The following is a 16,186-nucleotide window of genomic DNA, read 5'->3' on the forward strand; positions in this document are numbered from 1 at the left end:
TCATTGATCGAGCTCCGGACGGCGATGGACCAGCACGTTCCAGCGTGTGTCACGTTCCGGCGGCTTGCGGGTCTTGCTACTACGCTTGGAAGGATCGAGTTCGACCCAGGGCAGCAGTTTTTCGTTTTGCAGGTAGGCGTGAAGTGACTCGGCTGCCTGGCTGTGTTTGACGTAGTCGAGCAGGTATCCGAGGCGCTGGATAACGGACCGCTCAAAGGCGGGTGCCAATTTCTGGAGTTCGTGCGCCTTCATTTTAGCCCCGAGATCAGAAAGGACAGTGGCAATGCTGTCTATCGTTCCGGTCACATGCATATAGCGCAAAAGGTCGAGCCCAGTGAGTTCGGGCGACGATAGCTTGAAGCGGCCAGTATCGGTCTTGTGGTCAACGATCGCTCCCGAAAGAGCGCCTATTTCCTTTCGATAGAAGAAGGAAAGGATCGAGCGGCCGGCGCGGATTTTGGGCATCCGTTTGTCGGTTACGATTTGGAATTGCATGACCGCCTGGTGGGACGCGCCGTGTATCTCAGCCGCCTTGAGCAATCCGACATAATATGGGTGCCCCTCGTGTTCCATGAGATCGTCGATATACCACTGCGGCGGTGGAGCACCGCGCACCAGGTACTGTGGAGGGACGACGACGTAAAAGCCGTGCCGCGGATTAAGAAGCTGCCCTTTCTTCTGCAGGCGTTTGGCGGCGGCCAGGAAGCCCCGCGAAGTTACCTCCAGTTCGGCGATCGCTTCGTCCCGCGTAAACGAGATCCGTCCACCGGCGAGCAGATCCGTTAGATAGGAAGCGAGAGTTCGGCGGCTTCGAAGCATCATGTATAAATATACCCAGAACGTAGGTATTTTTCAACACAAAGCTATGTTATAAAATCCATAGAAAGTGGTGTTTTTCATACATGGGACTGTACCGATTCCGGTGCCTTACAGTCGTTCCTTCGCAGGACCAAGCCTGTCCCGGCCCAACAAAAATCTCCCGGAAGGCCTGTTATCCGCGTGCCCCGAGTTGGCGGCCACCGGGAGACCGCAATGAGCATTATAACTGGTGACTTCGTTACAGTGCGCGCTTAGATTGAGCAGGAAAATATTCGTAGTTTCGGAAACGATTTGGAATGCCGCTTTCGCTAAAGCCGTCCAGTGCTACCGAATGCAATTTTTCTGGATGGTCGATTAACAAGAAAAGCCGTGCCAAGCTGTTGAAGTTATCGCCTACCCGTATTTGCGACAGGAAGAAAACGCTCAGCGCGTGATCAATGCCTTGTAGCCGCGCCGACGGGCTTCAAAAGGCAAGCGCGGACGTTCTTGAGAGAGCCTCAGAAATCTGCTTCTCGAAGTTCCGACATGGTCCGGCATCGGCATGTTGAACTCCAGCGCGGGCAATCAAGCGCTAAGCGTCCCGCAGGACAGTTACGCTCATTCTGATTCCTCGTCAGCTTCTCGAAAGCTAAGCCTCGTAGCGAGAACGTGTTTATCCAGCTCCGGCATTAGCTAATCGTATCTGTCAAAGGAGATGGGATGGATCCGTTCAACAAGCTCAACCCATTCGAGGCCCCAGATGTCGATCGGGCGTACTATCATGGGCTGGAAGAGCAGCAGGCGGACGAAGCGGGGTTTCCGCAGCACCTGAACGAGTTGCATCCGCACGAGCGCCCGCCCTCCAGTTCAAATAGGCTCGGCGACGCGGACGTTGTGTCGAACAGAGATGCGGATCCTTTGGGAATGCCGCATGAGGGTCGCGTCGGACAGGGCACCTCGCGGTTGCCATCGGATCCGCCAGCCTTCTCTGGACAAGGGATCAATCAACATGTGCTTTTTACGGCCGCGGATCGCGGTGGCCAGTTGCCAGCCGGCAGTTTCAGTCTGCCGGATTATTGGCACGGCATGGATGCGGCTGCCGATTGGCCGACGCATAGTGTCGGTCAGGAGGAGCATTCGTGGGCGGAGGCCAGTGACGTGGCGCCGGAGTGGGCAACGACCCCAGCAAATCCTTGGCAGCAAAATCTCGGGGCAGCAATTCTCGGCCGACGGCCCCTGCGAGGTGATGGCAATACCTCAACGGGAGGCGGCCGGCTCACCCCGGCCGCAGCGCAGTGGACCGAAGCATTGCATGACACACGGGCCTCTGGCCCTGCAGGCGGTGCGGCGGACTTCGAAGGCTCCGTCCTCAGGGAATCGCGGCTCGACCAGATCTTGGACAAATGGGCCTGCGATGAGCGGCAGGCGGAAGGCGAGGATCGGCAAGAGGCGGTAAGACGAATAATAGCCTGGGGTGAAACTGGCGACGTCTATGCAGGGCTGGAGCTGCAATACTTAGGCCTGACGACATTGCCCGACACCCTTCCGCCCGGGCTCCAATCGCTCAACGTGAGCGACAACGAGCTTGTGCACTTGCCTGACACTCTCCCGTCTGGACTTCGGACGCTCGGCGCCAGCAACAACCGATTGACTCGCCTGCCCGACGCCCTCCCGACGGGACTCCAGTCACTCGTCATCGGCAGCAACCAACTGACCGGGCTGCCCGACACCCTCCCGGAGGGGCTTTCGACACTCGCCGTCAGCAGCAACCGGCTGACCAGCCTGCCCGACACCCTGCCGGTCGGGCTCCAGGACCTCGATGTCCGCGGCAACCTGCTGACCAGCCTGCCCGACGCCCTCCCGAGCGGACTTCAGTTGCTTGCCGTCGGCGGCAACCGGCTGACCAGCCTGCCTGATACCCTCCCGCCCGACCTCCAAGAGCTCGAAGCCGATGGCAACAGGCTGACCAGCCTGCCCGATGCTCTCCCCGCCGAGCTCCAGTTGCTCTTCGCCCGCGATAACCACCTGAATAGTCTGCCCGAGACACTCCCGCCCGAGCTCCAGAGACTCCACGTCAGCGGCAACAGGCTGACGAGCCTGGCCGAGACCCTCCCGGCCGAGCTCCAGGTGCTCGAGGCACGCGACAACCGGTTGATCGGCTTGCCGGAGACCCTGCTAACCCAGCTAGGTTCTGGGTGCATGGTTTATGTGGATGACAATCCGCTGCCCGAGCAGGTGCGGACGAATTTGGCGGGAGCTCTGAATGCCCCGAACTATGCTGGCCCGCGGGTCTTCTTCTCGATGGGCGGGGGAACGGCGGTGGATCAGGAACGGCCACTAGCCGAGGCGGTAGCGGACTGGTTGAAGGGCGAGCCGGAGGCGATCGCCGCCTGGCAGAACTTCGCCGACGAGGCGGGTGCCCCGGCATACGCGCTCTTCCTCGACAAGCTGCAGAAGACTGTGAATTATGATAATCCCGAGTTCAGACAGGCGGTGGCCGAGGACCTGCGGCAGGCAGCGACCAGGCCGCCATTGCGCCAGCAGTTTTTTCAGCTGGCTTTCGGGGCGAGCGAGACCTGCCAGGATCGCATCACCCTGACCTGGAACGGCATGCAGACCGCACGTCTGAAGGCTGATGTCGAGGATGGGGCCTATGACGATCGGCTCGGTGAACTCATCCAGCAGGCGCGGGTCCTGTTCCGCCTGAACGCGCTCGATCCGATCGCCCGTCAGAAGGTCAACTCGCTCCGGTTCGTCGACGAGATCGAGGTCTATCTCGCCTATCAGGTCAAGCTACGTGATCGGCTGGACCTGCAGCTCATCGCGCCGGACATGCGGTTCTATGAAGTCTCCTACGTCACTGAGCACGATCTCACCGCAGCCGAGACGCAGGTGCGCAATCAAGAGGAGGCGGGGTTCGCCGACTATCTGGCAACTCACTGGCAACCTTGGGAGACGGTGGTGAGCCGGATCGCCCCCGAAGCCCATGCACAGATGCAGGTCCGGCTCAGGGAGGCGATGGACGAGGAGTTTCCGAGCCGCCTTGAGCAACGGCTCGCAGATCATCACCTAACCGGAGACAGCGAGGCCGAGGTGCAGTTCGGAGCCCAGATCCGCGAGGAGATCGCCCGCGAAATTAAGGGCGCGCTGATGCGCCAGGTGCTTGGGGACCGCGGGCTTGAACTGTGAGCGGCCATCCGATTGCGAGGGGCGTCGATCTTGTTTCCACCCGCCTCTCGCTACGTCATGTTGTTTTCGGATGCCGTCGCACCGACGGCGCGGCTCCCGAGAGAGACCAGTGTGGTTTCACACACCTTAAGGACGAGTGGAAGAAGATCACGGGGCCATTGGAGCGCAACAAGGAAAAGCCGCTGCGCTTCCTGCGCTATTTCATCATGGCGAATTACAAGGTGAAGAACGAGCGCCGGGACGGTGTGGTGCGCGAAGACGAGATTTACGACTGGCTGATCGACAAAGACAATGCCGAGCTGTGCGGCTACCGCAGCGATTCGTTCGGCTTCGTCCGTAAGATCATTCGCAGCGTCGAGCGCTACATTGGCTTCACCGAAGGCCGTGGTAATGACGGCGCGTCCAGCACCGCCATGGACACGCTTCAGCAGCTTTGCGGCGCGGCATTCCGCTTGCACTATGTGCTGCTGGCAGCCGCGAACTTTCCCAAAGCGCTGTTCGATCACTTCGTGCGGCAGCTTGAAAGTTTCCTATTCTATTACATCTTCACCAAGACTCCGACAAAGGATCTGGAGCGCAATTTCTCGATATGAGCGGACGAACTGCGCGAGATCGCGGAAATTGCCGATGCGAAAGCGCAAAAAGCCAAGCTCAAAGAGTTCGTGGCAGAACGGCTACAAAAGAACATGGTCGGCAAGGATGCCGAGCTGGCGATACGCTCAAACGATACACACTTGGTTCGATGCAGCAGTACCGCACGCGCTATTTGCTGGCCAAGCTGGCGCAGCATGTTGAAATTGCCTTCAAGGGCATGAGGGGCCCGGCGGCCTTGGCGAATTCACTGCGCTCGAGATCGAGCACATTCTGCCCGACACGCCGGAGGCCGATCTCCGCCAGTCCTTCACCGCCGCCAATCCCGGCAACCGCTACGATGACTAGAAAGTAAAGCTTGGGAACAGGACGCTCCTGGAAAAGCCGATCAACATCGTGGCGAGCAACGGATTCTTCGAGAAGAAGAAGCCCGAATACGCGAAGTCGGGTAATTATCTCACGCGCAGCATCGTGGCCTTGAGCCCGGTCGGGAGGAATTCGTCGATCACGCGCATCAACGAAAAGTTGCAAGCCTTTGAGAACTGGTCGGCGAACGATATCGAACAACGGCAGGACATGCTGATCGCGCTTGGCAAAGACGTATGGCGCACGTCGCCGATCGACGTCAGCTAAAAAGCGTCAGGGGCGGCTGCGAGCCGCCTAGACGCCGAGCGCTTTCTTCAGTGCGGCCGTCAGCGCCGCGCGTTTTTCTTTGGGCAGCTTGTCGAGATTGAGCTGGCGCCATTTGACGGCCGGAAGATCGGGTACCCCGGGCAGCCCCAGCAGATCCCACTCCGGCGCGCCTTGTTCGAAGCTGACCAGAAATTTCCGGTGCGCGTCCGGCATGTCGGCCACGATCGCCTTGATCATCTCCTCACGCGTTGCTTCCAGTTCGGTAAGCGGGACGGGCTCTTCTGTCATCCCGACGAAACCGTGTTCATAATCCTCCTTCATAGCTCGGCGCGGCGGATCGAGGACTTCCGCCATCGGCCTGTGGTGGCTGAGCATGTACACGACGAAGGCCTTTCGCAGATCGTCGGTGATGCCCTCGTTGGCGAGCAAATCACGCACGTCGAAAAAGTCGCGCGGATGCTGGCGGTCCAGCGCGGCGACCAGCTTTCCAGCATAGAGGTCCGCGTGCGAGACAACCTGGATCTCGGCGAAGCCGAATTCGTCCTCGACGGTATCGGTCACGGATTGCTTTTTGGCGGGATAGACGCAGCCGCGAAGGACCGGCGTCACCTCGATTTTGACGGTTGCGGCGCCGAGCTGGACGAATAGCTTGTTGACGCGCCCTTCGGTCAAGCCCTCTGTGACTTGGCACCCGCCGATTTGTGCCTTGATGCGGCCGGCGATGCGCGTGAGCGCGGTCTCGATCTCCTTGAGCGATTGGTCGCGCGGCTGCACCGGCAGATAGGTGAGGTCGATATCGACCGACAGGCGGGGCAGGTCGCGAACGAAGAGATTGATCGCGGTCCCGCCCTTGAGCGCAAAGCAGTCTTCCTGCGCGACCAGGGGGACGACGCGGATCAGCAGGGTAACCTGTCTGCGGTATTGGTCGCTAAACGGCATCGAGCCCTTTCGGCACGGTGATTTGATAGGTACGGTCGAGCACGCCGCCTTTGACCAGCATGCGCTTGCCGCTTCCGAGATCGACGTGATCCTTATTTATCTTGTTTTTCCAGGCATGCGAATGGCGATCGGCAAAGAAGAAGAGCAGCCGCTTGGCTTTCACGCTTTGGCAGGCTTGTAGCAATGTCTGCATGCGCCTGGGGCTTAGGGTCGAAAGGCTCTCGACCAGTTTGTCCACGGTCTCGAAGCTCTCGTGATCGGGAAGCTCGTCGAGTACTTCGAGCAGCGCCCGCTCCGGCGATGAAACCACCAGCGGCCAGCGCCATTGCCCCCATGACTGGATGACGAAGCCCTTTTCGGCCGCTTCCTTCTCGGCCGCGGCGTTGGCGCGGTCGAGATCGCCTTTGGGCGGCAGGCCCGCTTCCGGCGAGAAGAGCGCAGCGCTGTTGTGGAAGACGAAACGGATGGAGAGGGGAAGCTTCGAGAGCCAACCGGGCGGCGCGGAAGGTCCGTAGAGATGAACTTGCTGCGTGGCGCGAGGCAGGTAATGCTCGTAGCCTTGAAGCGCGAGCGCTGTTCGGCCGCCGACGGCCAGCGGCGTGCGGTAAAGAAGCGTCTGAAGGGATATGACGGCCTGCTCCCAGCTTAGCGCGCCGCGCGGCTTTCGGTACACGCGGCCGGCCGGTCGTTCGAGGTAGCCGGCCGCGACATACTTGCTGACGAGGCTGGTGGTGTAGCCGTGCTTGCTCAGCCAGGCAGCGTCAACGAGCAGCCCCTCCGGAAGATCCCGGCGGAGCTGGTTTAGTTTTCCTGGCAATTGCGTCGTCATGCTACGCAAAATGGCATACCTTCAAACTAAGCGCTAGTTTAAGTTTCGCTCGATTTAAGTAGCAGTAGTACGTAAAATTGACATCTTGTAAACCGATCGCCGGCCCGCCCGCTGGAGACAGAAAATCAGGCTACGGTCTAAGGCCGCGCGCCTTCGCCACACAGGGCGGCGACCTTCGAGCGCACACAGCGCTTCGCCGCAGAACTTCAGGCCCGCCTGGGACCGCAAGCGCGACATCGCCGGACACGAGACCGAGCTGCACGTTGTAGCGGTTCCATTGCTGGCCGCCGGGAGGCAAGATGCCGCCTAGAATACGCGCGTCATCGATGCGTCCGGCCGCCGCGAGATATTCGAGCGCGCGCACCGCATTCGGCCCGAACGGCACAAGCCAAGCCTTGGGCAGCACGGCGAGTTCATCCGCTAGGGTCTCCTCGATCACGCGGCTGTCTCCGGCATAGTTACCGAACCTCTTCAGGACCGGATAGCGCAGGACGGACGTGTAATGCGCGCGGTGCGCGGCGGAGCCGAAGAGATCAAGCGTGGACGTAAGTCCGAAAAGCCGATGCAAGCCGAAGTGGTCCATCAACCACGCGTCGAGGCGCATGCCCCCCTTGAACGAGGCCGCATTCTTGGCGCGCTGCGCCGCCTCATCGAGCGAGGCGCCGCCGGTAAGCGCCATGCGGAAGCTGAGTAGGGCTTCCAGAGCCGGCTGCTTGCCGGGCGTGACGCCGATGATGACGATGTCGGCCTTGTCGTTGAGCCGTGGAGTCCATGCGCACGCGGTAGTTCGCCCCGCGCTGGTCGAGATTGCCTTAGGCATTGGGGAACCGCCCCTGGCCCCGTAAGATACGTTCGCGGATCATTTTATTAGCCAATGATACGTACGCGGATCTATGGGCCTTGGCAGAGGCTATAAGCAATGATATGTTTACGTATCATTTAGAAGAAAAAGATTGCGTAAACGGATCATGGAGCGGAACTCAGAAGCAACCCAACAGCTAGGACGCCTCCTCCGGGATGCAAGAAAGCAAGCGGGCCTGACTCAAGAGCAGGTGGCCGAACGCGCGGGCATTTCCCGGCCGCGTTACCGCGATATTGAGCAGGGCGACGCCGCTGCGCGGGCGACGACGCTGATTAACGTCGCGCGCGCTCTCGGCATGGAGCTAATGCTGATCCCACAGGCCATGGTAGCCGGCGTCAACGCACTCCTTCGGCCCTCCGAAGGCGAGGATCGACCAGCGTTCACCACCGATATGGATGATGATGAGCACCCGGGTCCGCGCCCCTAATACCGTTCAGTCGCTGGAGGTGTTCCTTCAAGACCTCAGGGTCGGAACGCTCGTGCGTACGCCAGGCGATTTCAACGCCTTCAGCCTTGATCCGGCCTATCGCGCCATGTCGCGGCCCCCGATATTGAGCCTCTCGTTCCGCTCCGCCGATGGTGGGCTTCGCAAGGATCCGAAGCCCGCGGCACACGTGCTGCCCGCGTTCTTCGCGAATCTGTTGCCCGAGGACAAGCTTCGCGAGGCGATGGAAAAGCACCACGCCGGAGCAGTGAGGCAAGGAAACGATTTCGACCTCCTGGCGGCGCTTGGCGAAGATCTGCCAGGTGCAGTGCGCGTGGTGCCAAGCGACGGCAGCACTACGATAGCCATTCAAGATAATCCTCGTGACATCAAAGCGCGGTTTTCCTTGGCGGGAGTTCAGATGAAGCTCTCCGTGATGAAAAATACGGGAAAGGGTGTCGGACTGACTTTGCCCAGCGGCGACGAGCAAGGTCAGTACATCGCAAAATTCCCCTCGGCCAATCTTGTCGGATTGTCGGAAAACGAGTTCGCCGTTCTGGCGCTGTCCGAAATCCTGGGAATGGATGTGCCGGAACGCGAGCTTGTCGAAAAATCCGATTTCGAAGGAATTCCCGAAGAATTCAACACATTGTCGACCGGCAAGGTCTTGCTGGTGAAGCGTTTCGACCGTGGACCCAAAGGTACCCGAATTCACATCGAAGATTTCGCTCAGATCTTTGGCCGCCAGCCATCCAAAAAGTACGATGACGCATCATACCACGACATAGCCTCCGCGCTGAACGTAGCGGTTTCGACCGACGCCGCGCTCGAATTCGTTCGTCGACTGGCACTTGCCGCGCTCGTCGGCAACGGCGACATGCACTTGAAGAATTGGTCGACAATATACCCAGGTGAGGGGTGCACTCCGGCCATCGCCCCCGTGTACGACGTCCTATCGACCACCGCTTATTTTCCGAAGGACGATATGGCACTCTCTTTGGGAGGAGAGAAATCCTTCAAAGCGCTTACTCTGGACCGCTGGCGAAAGTTCGCCAACCGCGCGCGGCTACCCGAACCGGCGGTCATCTCGGCTGTCGTGGAGGTCGTATCGTTGGTGAACGACCATTGGTGGCAGCTCCCAGAGCGGGATGTCGTGCCGGCCGCTGTTCTCAGTAAGATCGATGCCAAGATCGAGGAGATGAGCCCGGTTCTGGATCCCGGCTACGTTCCTACGTTCCGAAGTCGTCCCTGGCTACCCCCTGAGCTTTTGCCGCGGTGATCGGAGGTCCACTCCTGCCAGAACTTCATGAGCTGGAGATTACGATGTGGATGTCATCGAGGTGGTCGGTCACACCGACGAGCAGCCGCTCGGTCCGCGCCAGTCCAATCTCGATTGGAATCTGGCTTCCGTCCTAAGAAGTTCAACAAATGTGGCTAGCCTCGTTCCAGCAGTAATGCCGGGTTGGGATTGGCTCGTGCGGTGTCAGTTGTGAGCGTGCTGAGGCAAAGTCCGCTTGTACAAGCTAATCCTTCACGGCCTGCCTAAATCGGTCATGATCCTCCTGTGTTTGGACGTTTCCCGTTCGGGACCCTGGCGAACCCGCGCCGCTTATCCGATTGGCCTCCACAGCGTCTCCTATCTGTTTTGAGAACAAAGTCTCCTGCATACTCGCCGCGAAGTAGCCTAGCTTCTGGCCGATTCAGTCGCAGGCGGCATCGAGACCAAGAGGCTAGGCTCGAATGCTAGGACGGTTGGCTTTCGAGAAGCTGACGAGCTCGAGGAGAAAAGTGCCCCGTCGGGGCAGTTGCGCCGGCACGCGAACAACGGTTGCGGGACAAGCATGTTCCACGAATGTTGAAGCGATTGCGATTTCGTCACCGATTGCCAACGCGCAAAAGGCCTTCTTGACCGCTAGCCCAGCTCATTCCATTTCAAACGCATTTAATCGTTGCGGTCTCCGGCCATAATCGGCATCAGGAGCCGCATCTTCAGACAATCGCCAAAAAGCTTTTCGATCCGCTTGAATCGTTCGTCGGCCAATTTCTTTGTCTCTTCCAAACTCGCTTCGGCTTTGCTCGGATAAATTACGTCTACTGGGCCGGGGCATCCGAAATGCTCGCATGAAGATCGGCACAGACGTCAGCTATCGCGGGCGTATTTGTTTTGGAACAGAATGTATTCTTCGAAGCTCTTGAAGATTGCTGATTTTTCTTTTGCAACGCGACTGAAATCAGCTTTGATCGCGCCGCTACCCCGCTCCTGGTCGGTCAATTCTCCGCGACAATCAAATGAACTTCTCGGAGATGGCCGCAAATGTAAACGTCTGCATTCTCCGCGTTTAGCTGAAAATCCAGTGCATGATGTATCGCTGTCATCTTTGCGTCGAAAGTTCTGAAAGCCATTCGGTTGACCAAACCGGGGCTTTAAAGCGCGGACTGCGAGGGTTTCGCGTATACGTTCATTGGAACCTCTTGCTAGCGGACAGAGCTCGGCCATCTCAGCTCGGGTGCTGGCGCGCCACGTTTCCGCTTTTCAGGCCGCCATGAACATCCTCTTAGGTCGCTGATGTGTTCAGACTTCGTCAATCAATGAATAGCTCGTGCTACGCCCGCCGGGCGCGTCTTTCACCAAAACGCCCCTGGCAACGAGATCATCGATGTCCCGCAGGGCTGTATCCTGCGATGATTTGGTAAGCTGTGCCCATTTCGAAGATGTGAGCTTGCCTTCAAAGCCCTCGAACAAACGCTCAATCATCGCCCGCTGTCGGTCGTTAAATTTCTGGTTCGCTTGCTTCTTCCAGAAGTGGGCTTTCCGTAGAACCGAGGCGAGGATGGTGTCGGCGCGATCAAAGGCCCGGTCAAGACAGTCCAGAAACCACTCCAGCCATACCGTGATGTCGAGATCGCCTTTCTGCGTGGCTTCGAGCATATCGTAATAGGCGTTCCGCTCCTGCCGGATCTGCGCTGACGTGCTGTAGAAGCGCTGTGAACTGTTCTCTGACCGCGCCAGCGCCATGTCGGAAATCGCGCGAGCGATACGACCATTGCCATCTTCGAACGGATGGATGGTAACGAACCACAGATGAGCCATGGCAGCCTTGATAACTGGATCGATGTCCTGCGTACCGTTGAACCAGCCGATGAAGGCTTTCATCTCGTCAGGAAGCAAACCAGCTTTGGGAGCTTCATAGTGAACGCGCTCGCGTCCGATTGGCCCCGAGACAACCTGCATCGGCCCCGTATCGTCCGTGCGCCAGTTCCCGACGGCGATCTTCGTCATGCCGCTGCGGCCCGTCGGAAACAAGGCGGCATGCCAGCCAAAGAGACGGTCAGAGGTGAGGGGAGCGTCATATCTGCCGGTGGCGTCCAGCATCATCTCAACGATGCCCTCGACATTGCGCTCGACCGGCGTCAAGGCGCCGATATCGACACCCAGACGGCGCGCAAGCGATGATCGCACCTGATCGCGGCTCAGAACCTCGCCCTCGATCTCGCTCGACTTGGTGATTTCCTCGGTAAGGGCCTCAAGATTGGCTTCGGTTCGCAGCCGAAAGCCGAGCTCTTCCATACGACCAGTGATGCGACCCTGCCGGTTACGGACAGCTCCCAGCTTCTGGGCCAGCTTTGAGCTGTTCCAGGTAAATTTCGGCCAGTCTTTCAGTTCGTGGATATAAGTCGCCATTCACCGCACTCATGCGGAGAATATGCACCTTATTCCTAGCAAACGCAATATATTCTACGCATAAGGTGCGGAGAATATGGTGATATTCTCCGCAATATCAATAAAATCAACGGCTTACGCGTGAACCTATGAGATGATCCTTGGCAAGTCATCGTTCCACAAACACTGAAATGGAACGAGTTTATTCCACGTTAGTGGATGGAGGTCTTATCAGGCAGTCTTAGGTTGAGTTGAGGCATTCCCGTCGTCAACGAGGCGCCGCAATAAAATCCACGGGATTTTCATGAACGATGAAACCTCGCGAGCGGGTTCGGGCTGTCCTGGACAAGCGTAATGCCACCAAGCTTCGGCGTGGTCCAAGAGACTTTCCCTTCTCAGGGCTTATGAATTGCGGACACTGCGGCTGTGCCTTGGTCGGTGAGCTCCACAAGGGGCGCTACATCTATTATCACTGCACCGGCTACAAGGGTAAATGCAGCGAGTCCTATGTTCGCACGGAGGTCATCGCCGCGAAATTCCCCGAACTGATGGGCCGGCCGCATTTTTCGGAGAAGGTCCATCAGTGGATCGTTGCGGGGCTTCATCAAAACCATGCTGTCGAAAGAAGAGGACGACGAGGCAGTGGCGCGACTTCAGGCCGAATACGACCGTCTGACGCAGCGCCTACGCGCCTCGTATGCCGACAAGCTCGACGGGCGGATTGACAACGCGATAACTCCGCGAGGAGTTTCTCACCCAGTACGAAATCCCCCAGGGCGAACTCGCAAAGGCGATGGGCGTGCCGCGGTTTCGCATCAACGAGATCATCAACGGCAAGCGGGGCGATCACGGTCGAGACAGCCGTTCTGTTGAGCAAGGCGCTTGGCACCTCGGCGAAGTTTTGGATCAATTTGCAGACCGCAGTCGGCCTCTTCGACGCTGAAAAGAAGCTCGCCGGCGAAGCCAATATGGTTCGTTGTCTTTTGCAGGACTCCGAGTTCATCACGGATATGTAGGCATGGCCAGATACCGCGGCACTTGGCGAGGGTGGTCGTGGAAGATGAGACCGCAGTCAACTGCCGGAACGAATGCGAAGGCTCGTATGCGCCGTGGAGATCGACGGGAGTGGTTCGGCGTTGGATCCTTGAGGCGTAACGAGACAAGAGGCGTAACGAGACAAGGGACCGCTGGAAATCCCTCAGCGGTCCGGCCTTGTCTTGAAGGGCAGGGGTGGGCCAAGCGCAAGCGCTTTCTTAACCAAGCTCTCGCTCAATTGACGTTGCCTGAGGGTTGAGCGGGTATCGGAGAGTCTTGGGCATCAAAGTATTCTTCGATCTCACCAACCGCTCTCTGCTCCCATTCGTCGGCCTGCGTCAGCAATGAGACTCGCTGGAGTGGGCGGAATGCTGCGGCTTGACGGCACAGCGAAGCTATTGCGCGGTAGCGACGCACGTTTTCCAGAATTGCCGATCCTGTCATGTTTGATTTCCCATTCAGCTTACAAACGCGAACATGAGGCGGATCGATTTTCGATTGGTTAGCGGCCGGCCCTGAAAGCATCCATGGTTGGCAAATCCTTGCGATTTCTGACTCCTCAACGCAGGACGTCTGACTTCCTAGCCGTTCAAGACGATCCACGTGAGATAAACGCGCGGTTTTCCTCGGCGGGAGTTCAGATGAAGCTCTCCGTGATGAAAAATACGGGCAGGGGTGGCGGACTCAGTTTGCCCATCGGCGACGAGCAAGGTCAGTACATCGCAAAGTTCCCTTCGCCCAATCTTGTCGGATTGTCGGAAAACGAGTTCGCCGTTCTGGCGCTGTCCGAAATCCTCGGAATGGACGTGCCGGAACGCGAGCTTGCCGAAAAATCCGATTTCGAAGGAATTCCCGAGGAATTCAACACATTGTCGACCGGCAAGGTCTTGCAGGTGAAGCGTTTCGACCGTGGACCCAAAGGTACCCGAAATCACATCGAAGATTTCGCTCAGGATCTTTGGCCGGCAGCCACTCGCCGCGACAATTAGGACCCTGAGTTTAGCTCAGGTGTTTCCGCCTGACTGACGCGGAAGCCGAGACGGCCTTCAAGGCTATCCGTGGGCCGATATCGTTGGCGGCGAAGGTAAGGTTGCTGAGGTGGACGGCGGCGGCTGAAATACTCCCCAGCCTGATTGTGCAAGCGCCGTCGAGGCTGTACGCCTCCTGATGATTGATCCGGCGCATGTCGGAGCGTTCATGCGGGCCATCCCAGTAGGCGGCTCGCTATTTCGGCTACGTGAAGCCCGCCAACCTCAAGAGGATCGCATTGACCGTTGCTTTACCCGTAACCAGAACGGCAAGGGCAAGGTCGCCATCCGCGGGCGCGGCGGCAATTCGGTCCCGCCCGTGTTCGGTTCCGAGAGGCAGGCCGTCGCTTTCATCAAGGCCGGGATCGCCAAAGGCACGGTCGTCAACGCCGACGAAGGGCGCCAGGCTGAGATCGATAGGCCTCGCGATGGTCCTCGATGAAGCGGAAGATCACGTCCGGCTTCCGGCAAAAATCGCAATCAGCTTCTTAAAATGTCTCGCTCCATGCGCAGCCGTTCGTTCTCCTGGCGCAGCAGAGCGCCATTTCTGCCGTCACTTTCGGAATGAAAGCAGGTGGTCGGGATGTTGGTCGTGGAGACGATTGCGCCGAGAAGGACTGCCGCGAGCAGCCGGCTGCCTGCCGAGGGCAGTCGCAGACCTCATCGTGACTGCGTGACCAGCTCGAGCTGGAGCGCGGCCAGAGCGCTGATGTCGTGGCGGTGTTCGATGGCCTCGCCCGCAGCCTGCGCGGCCTGTACCAGGGCGGCCTCTTTGCGTTCGGTCATCAGTTTGTCGGCTTCGATTTGGGCCAGCTGCTTTTCACGCTCATCCGCTGGGAGCGCGGCGGCATCGTCGCTGTTCGTGTCGATCAGCTCGATCACCTTTTCGGTCAGAGTGTCACGAAGGGCCCAACAAAGCAGCCCAATCACATCGGGAACCTGCCCAGATGCGGTGCCCACAACCCGCGTGTTCTTATCGGGGACGACAGCAATCAGATTGTGTTCCTGGAGGGTGTAAGGCCATCCGATCTCGCTGGTGTTGTCATCAATCATGGCCGAGATAGACGGCGCCCCACGTTCCGCCAGGCGCGCGATCAGCGCCGCGGCGTCTCGCTTCTTCGCCTCACTGGGAAATGGCGCACTGCGGATCTGGTGGGCGTCGGCTTCGAGCTCGCGAATGTGCAGGCGCAGACGCTCGAGCGCGTCAATGATCCGTTCGCCTCGCTCTAGAATCTCCGACAGCGCGATTGGAGAGACGGAGGCAAGGCGCGCGCGCGACGGCAGGCCACCGTGAGCCAAAAAGGCCCGGCAGCGAGATGCCAGGATCTCGCAGTTCCGCATGCGGGCAGCAGCGGTCGCCTCTCGAGCGATGAGGCGACGCAACTTTTCAGTCAGTTCGCTGGCTTGCTTGTCGAGGTCACGGATTTGCTTGTCCTCCTTTTCTGCGCCGGGACGGTCGCCGCCGCGGGCCAATATCAGCCGTTGGCGGTGGGTCTCGACGCGATGAAGTTCGGCACGAGTTGCGCGCATCTGCTCCTCAACCGGCAACCACGTTGAGCGCGCATTCGCTGCACGATCCACGATCGCCTCAAAACGATGCCGCGCGCCCTCATCGGGCAGCAGGTCGGCGGGGTCACTATGCAAGTAACTCGGGAAGCTTATGTGGTCATTCACTTGTCGTCTCTCGCCGTTCCGTATCAGATGTCCCATTTTCGGGGCAATGACTCGCCGTGCGTGTTTCTATACCGCTTTCCCCCTCCCGATTGTCATCGGTGTGACGTCGATTTACAGATCGAACCAGCGTCAAGAAATTTGCCTCCGTTGAACACGATGACGTAGTTGCGGTCGACGCTCGGGAGGAGGGCACTCTCGCTATTGTCAAGCTCTGTCAATCAAACGATGCCAATTGACCGGCGCCGACGACGAAACGTGCTGCTGCTTGGGCCGCCCGGCTTGGCAAGAAACACCTTGCGGTCGCGCTGGGGCCTGAAGCGAGTTGATCTCCGATGGATGTACAATCGGCTTGATCTCGACGAGGGCCCGATCTGGCGGCGGGCTCGGCGACTATGGGTCCATATTGCTATGGCCCAGGTGAAGGAGGCGGCCCCGGTTAGGAATCGGTTGGTCGTCACCTCCCGATGGCATCATTCCACGCCAGTCGTCCAGCAAGCTCTTTGACCTGTCTCTTATACACATC

Annotated in this window: 16 protein-coding genes and 1 pseudogene; 9 read left to right on the forward strand and 8 right to left on the reverse strand. The window is 58.9% G+C overall.

Translation table 11 applies throughout. From position 1 onward, the window contains the following. Positions 1-822 (reverse strand): type IV toxin-antitoxin system AbiEi family antitoxin domain-containing protein, encoded by an 822-nt coding sequence (locus tag IF803_RS38755; RefSeq protein ID WP_028344355.1) that lies wholly within the window; start codon positions 820-822, stop codon positions 1-3. 696 nt (positions 823-1,518) lie between these two features. On the opposite strand from IF803_RS38755, the gene IF803_RS38760 reads away from it, so the two are divergent. The 3 genes from IF803_RS38760 to IF803_RS38770 all read left to right on the forward strand — a co-directional run bounded on the left by IF803_RS38760 (position 1,519) and on the right by IF803_RS38770 (position 5,211). Further along, the gene (locus IF803_RS38760; protein ID WP_028344356.1) at positions 1,519-3,987 is read left to right on the forward strand and encodes an NEL-type E3 ubiquitin ligase domain-containing protein; all 2,469 of its coding nucleotides are present in this window, start codon (positions 1,519-1,521) and stop codon (positions 3,985-3,987) included. After that, a complete protein-coding gene (locus IF803_RS38765; protein WP_202802501.1) occupies positions 3,984-4,580 on the forward strand; it encodes a hypothetical protein in 597 nt (198 codons plus the stop codon). The genes IF803_RS38760 and IF803_RS38765 overlap by 4 nt, the downstream gene beginning before the upstream one ends. A gap of 394 nt (positions 4,581-4,974) precedes the next feature. After that, positions 4,975-5,211: a DUF1524 domain-containing protein gene (locus IF803_RS38770; protein WP_050999394.1), complete on the forward strand. Its 237-nt coding sequence runs from the start codon at positions 4,975-4,977 to the stop codon at positions 5,209-5,211. 27 nt (positions 5,212-5,238) lie between these two features. Here IF803_RS38770 and IF803_RS38775 read toward each other — a convergent pair whose 3' ends face one another. The 3 genes from IF803_RS38775 to IF803_RS38785 all read right to left on the reverse strand — a co-directional run bounded on the left by IF803_RS38775 (position 5,239) and on the right by IF803_RS38785 (position 7,799). Then, positions 5,239-6,150 carry a nucleotidyl transferase AbiEii/AbiGii toxin family protein gene (locus tag IF803_RS38775; RefSeq protein ID WP_038379300.1) on the reverse strand — a complete coding sequence of 304 codons (912 nt, stop codon included), beginning with the start codon at positions 6,148-6,150 and terminating at the stop codon, positions 5,239-5,241. After that, the gene (locus IF803_RS38780) at positions 6,140-6,979 is read right to left on the reverse strand and encodes a type IV toxin-antitoxin system AbiEi family antitoxin domain-containing protein (protein ID WP_038379301.1); all 840 of its coding nucleotides are present in this window, start codon (positions 6,977-6,979) and stop codon (positions 6,140-6,142) included. Before IF803_RS38780 ends, IF803_RS38775 begins: the two co-directional genes overlap by 11 nt. A gap of 130 nt (positions 6,980-7,109) precedes the next feature. Continuing rightward, complete coding sequence (locus IF803_RS38785; RefSeq protein ID WP_050999395.1) at positions 7,110-7,799, reverse strand: hypothetical protein; 690 nt, start codon at positions 7,797-7,799, stop codon at positions 7,110-7,112. 148 nt (positions 7,800-7,947) lie between these two features. Here IF803_RS38785 and IF803_RS38790 point away from each other — a divergent pair, with 148 nt between their 5' ends. Beyond that, positions 7,948-8,268 carry a helix-turn-helix domain-containing protein gene (locus IF803_RS38790; protein WP_038379302.1) on the forward strand — a complete coding sequence of 107 codons (321 nt, stop codon included), beginning with the start codon at positions 7,948-7,950 and terminating at the stop codon, positions 8,266-8,268. Further along, positions 8,243-9,544, forward strand: a complete 1,302-nt coding sequence (locus tag IF803_RS38795; protein WP_461195777.1) for a type II toxin-antitoxin system HipA family toxin — start codon at positions 8,243-8,245, stop codon at positions 9,542-9,544. The genes IF803_RS38790 and IF803_RS38795 overlap by 26 nt, the downstream gene beginning before the upstream one ends. Positions 9,545-10,405: 861 nt before the next feature. Here IF803_RS38795 and IF803_RS38800 read toward each other — a convergent pair. Continuing rightward, entirely contained in the window at positions 10,406-10,537 is a 132-nt protein-coding gene (locus IF803_RS38800) for a hypothetical protein (protein WP_259239059.1), read from the reverse strand. Between the two features lie 300 nt (positions 10,538-10,837). Continuing rightward, complete coding sequence (locus tag IF803_RS38805) at positions 10,838-11,947, reverse strand: Fic family protein (RefSeq protein WP_461195776.1); 1,110 nt, start codon at positions 11,945-11,947, stop codon at positions 10,838-10,840. 290 nt (positions 11,948-12,237) lie between these two features. Here IF803_RS38805 and IF803_RS38810 point away from each other — a divergent pair, with 290 nt between their 5' ends. Continuing rightward, positions 12,238-12,651, forward strand: a complete 414-nt coding sequence (locus IF803_RS38810; RefSeq protein ID WP_080586180.1) for a recombinase zinc ribbon domain-containing protein — start codon at positions 12,238-12,240, stop codon at positions 12,649-12,651. Positions 12,652-12,795: 144 nt separating this feature from the next. Next, a complete protein-coding gene (locus tag IF803_RS38815) occupies positions 12,796-12,942 on the forward strand; it encodes a helix-turn-helix domain-containing protein (RefSeq protein WP_018270164.1) in 147 nt (48 codons plus the stop codon). 253 nt (positions 12,943-13,195) lie between these two features. Here the strand turns inward: IF803_RS38815 and IF803_RS38820 are convergent, their stop codons facing one another. Beyond that, entirely contained in the window at positions 13,196-13,405 is a 210-nt protein-coding gene (locus IF803_RS38820; RefSeq protein WP_240536968.1) for a hypothetical protein, read from the reverse strand. Between the two features lie 170 nt (positions 13,406-13,575). On the opposite strand from IF803_RS38820, the pseudogene IF803_RS38825 reads away from it, so the two are divergent. Together IF803_RS38825 and IF803_RS38830 are read left to right on the forward strand one after the other, a co-directional pair. Next, positions 13,576-13,914, forward strand: a pseudogene (locus IF803_RS38825) (HipA domain-containing protein); the annotation flags it as partial. Positions 13,915-14,128: 214 nt separating this feature from the next. Then, entirely contained in the window at positions 14,129-14,431 is a 303-nt protein-coding gene (locus IF803_RS38830; protein WP_018270166.1) for a hypothetical protein, read from the forward strand. Positions 14,432-14,649: 218 nt separating this feature from the next. Here the strand turns inward: IF803_RS38830 and IF803_RS38835 are convergent, their stop codons facing one another. Continuing rightward, positions 14,650-15,663 carry a hypothetical protein gene (locus IF803_RS38835; RefSeq protein WP_141382107.1) on the reverse strand — a complete coding sequence of 338 codons (1,014 nt, stop codon included), beginning with the start codon at positions 15,661-15,663 and terminating at the stop codon, positions 14,650-14,652. Between the last annotated feature and the right edge of the window lie 523 nt (positions 15,664-16,186).

The organism is Bradyrhizobium sp. UFLA06-06, assembly GCF_054820065.1.

What these genes read in the sequence shown, in the direction of transcription:
- IF803_RS38755 (WP_028344355.1), bottom strand. Translation starts at nt 822, where the DNA reads ATGATGCTTCGAAGCCGCCGAACTCTCGCTTCCTATCTAACGGATCTG.
- IF803_RS38760 (WP_028344356.1), top strand. Translation starts at nt 1,519, where the DNA reads ATGGATCCGTTCAACAAGCTCAACCCATTCGAGGCCCCAGATGTCGAT.
- IF803_RS38775 (WP_038379300.1), bottom strand. Translation starts at nt 6,150, where the DNA reads ATGCCGTTTAGCGACCAATACCGCAGACAGGTTACCCTGCTGATCCGC.
- IF803_RS38780 (WP_038379301.1), bottom strand. Translation starts at nt 6,979, where the DNA reads ATGACGACGCAATTGCCAGGAAAACTAAACCAGCTCCGCCGGGATCTT.
- IF803_RS38785 (WP_050999395.1), bottom strand. Translation starts at nt 7,799, where the DNA reads ATGCCTAAGGCAATCTCGACCAGCGCGGGGCGAACTACCGCGTGCGCA.
- IF803_RS38790 (WP_038379302.1), top strand. Translation starts at nt 7,948, where the DNA reads ATGGAGCGGAACTCAGAAGCAACCCAACAGCTAGGACGCCTCCTCCGG.
- IF803_RS38795 (WP_461195777.1), top strand. Translation starts at nt 8,243, where the DNA reads ATGAGCACCCGGGTCCGCGCCCCTAATACCGTTCAGTCGCTGGAGGTG.
- IF803_RS38805 (WP_461195776.1), bottom strand. Translation starts at nt 11,947, where the DNA reads ATGGCGACTTATATCCACGAACTGAAAGACTGGCCGAAATTTACCTGG.
- IF803_RS38810 (WP_080586180.1), top strand. Translation starts at nt 12,238, where the DNA reads ATGAAACCTCGCGAGCGGGTTCGGGCTGTCCTGGACAAGCGTAATGCC.
- IF803_RS38820 (WP_240536968.1), bottom strand. Translation starts at nt 13,405, where the DNA reads ATGACAGGATCGGCAATTCTGGAAAACGTGCGTCGCTACCGCGCAATA.
- IF803_RS38830 (WP_018270166.1), top strand. Translation starts at nt 14,129, where the DNA reads ATGATTGATCCGGCGCATGTCGGAGCGTTCATGCGGGCCATCCCAGTA.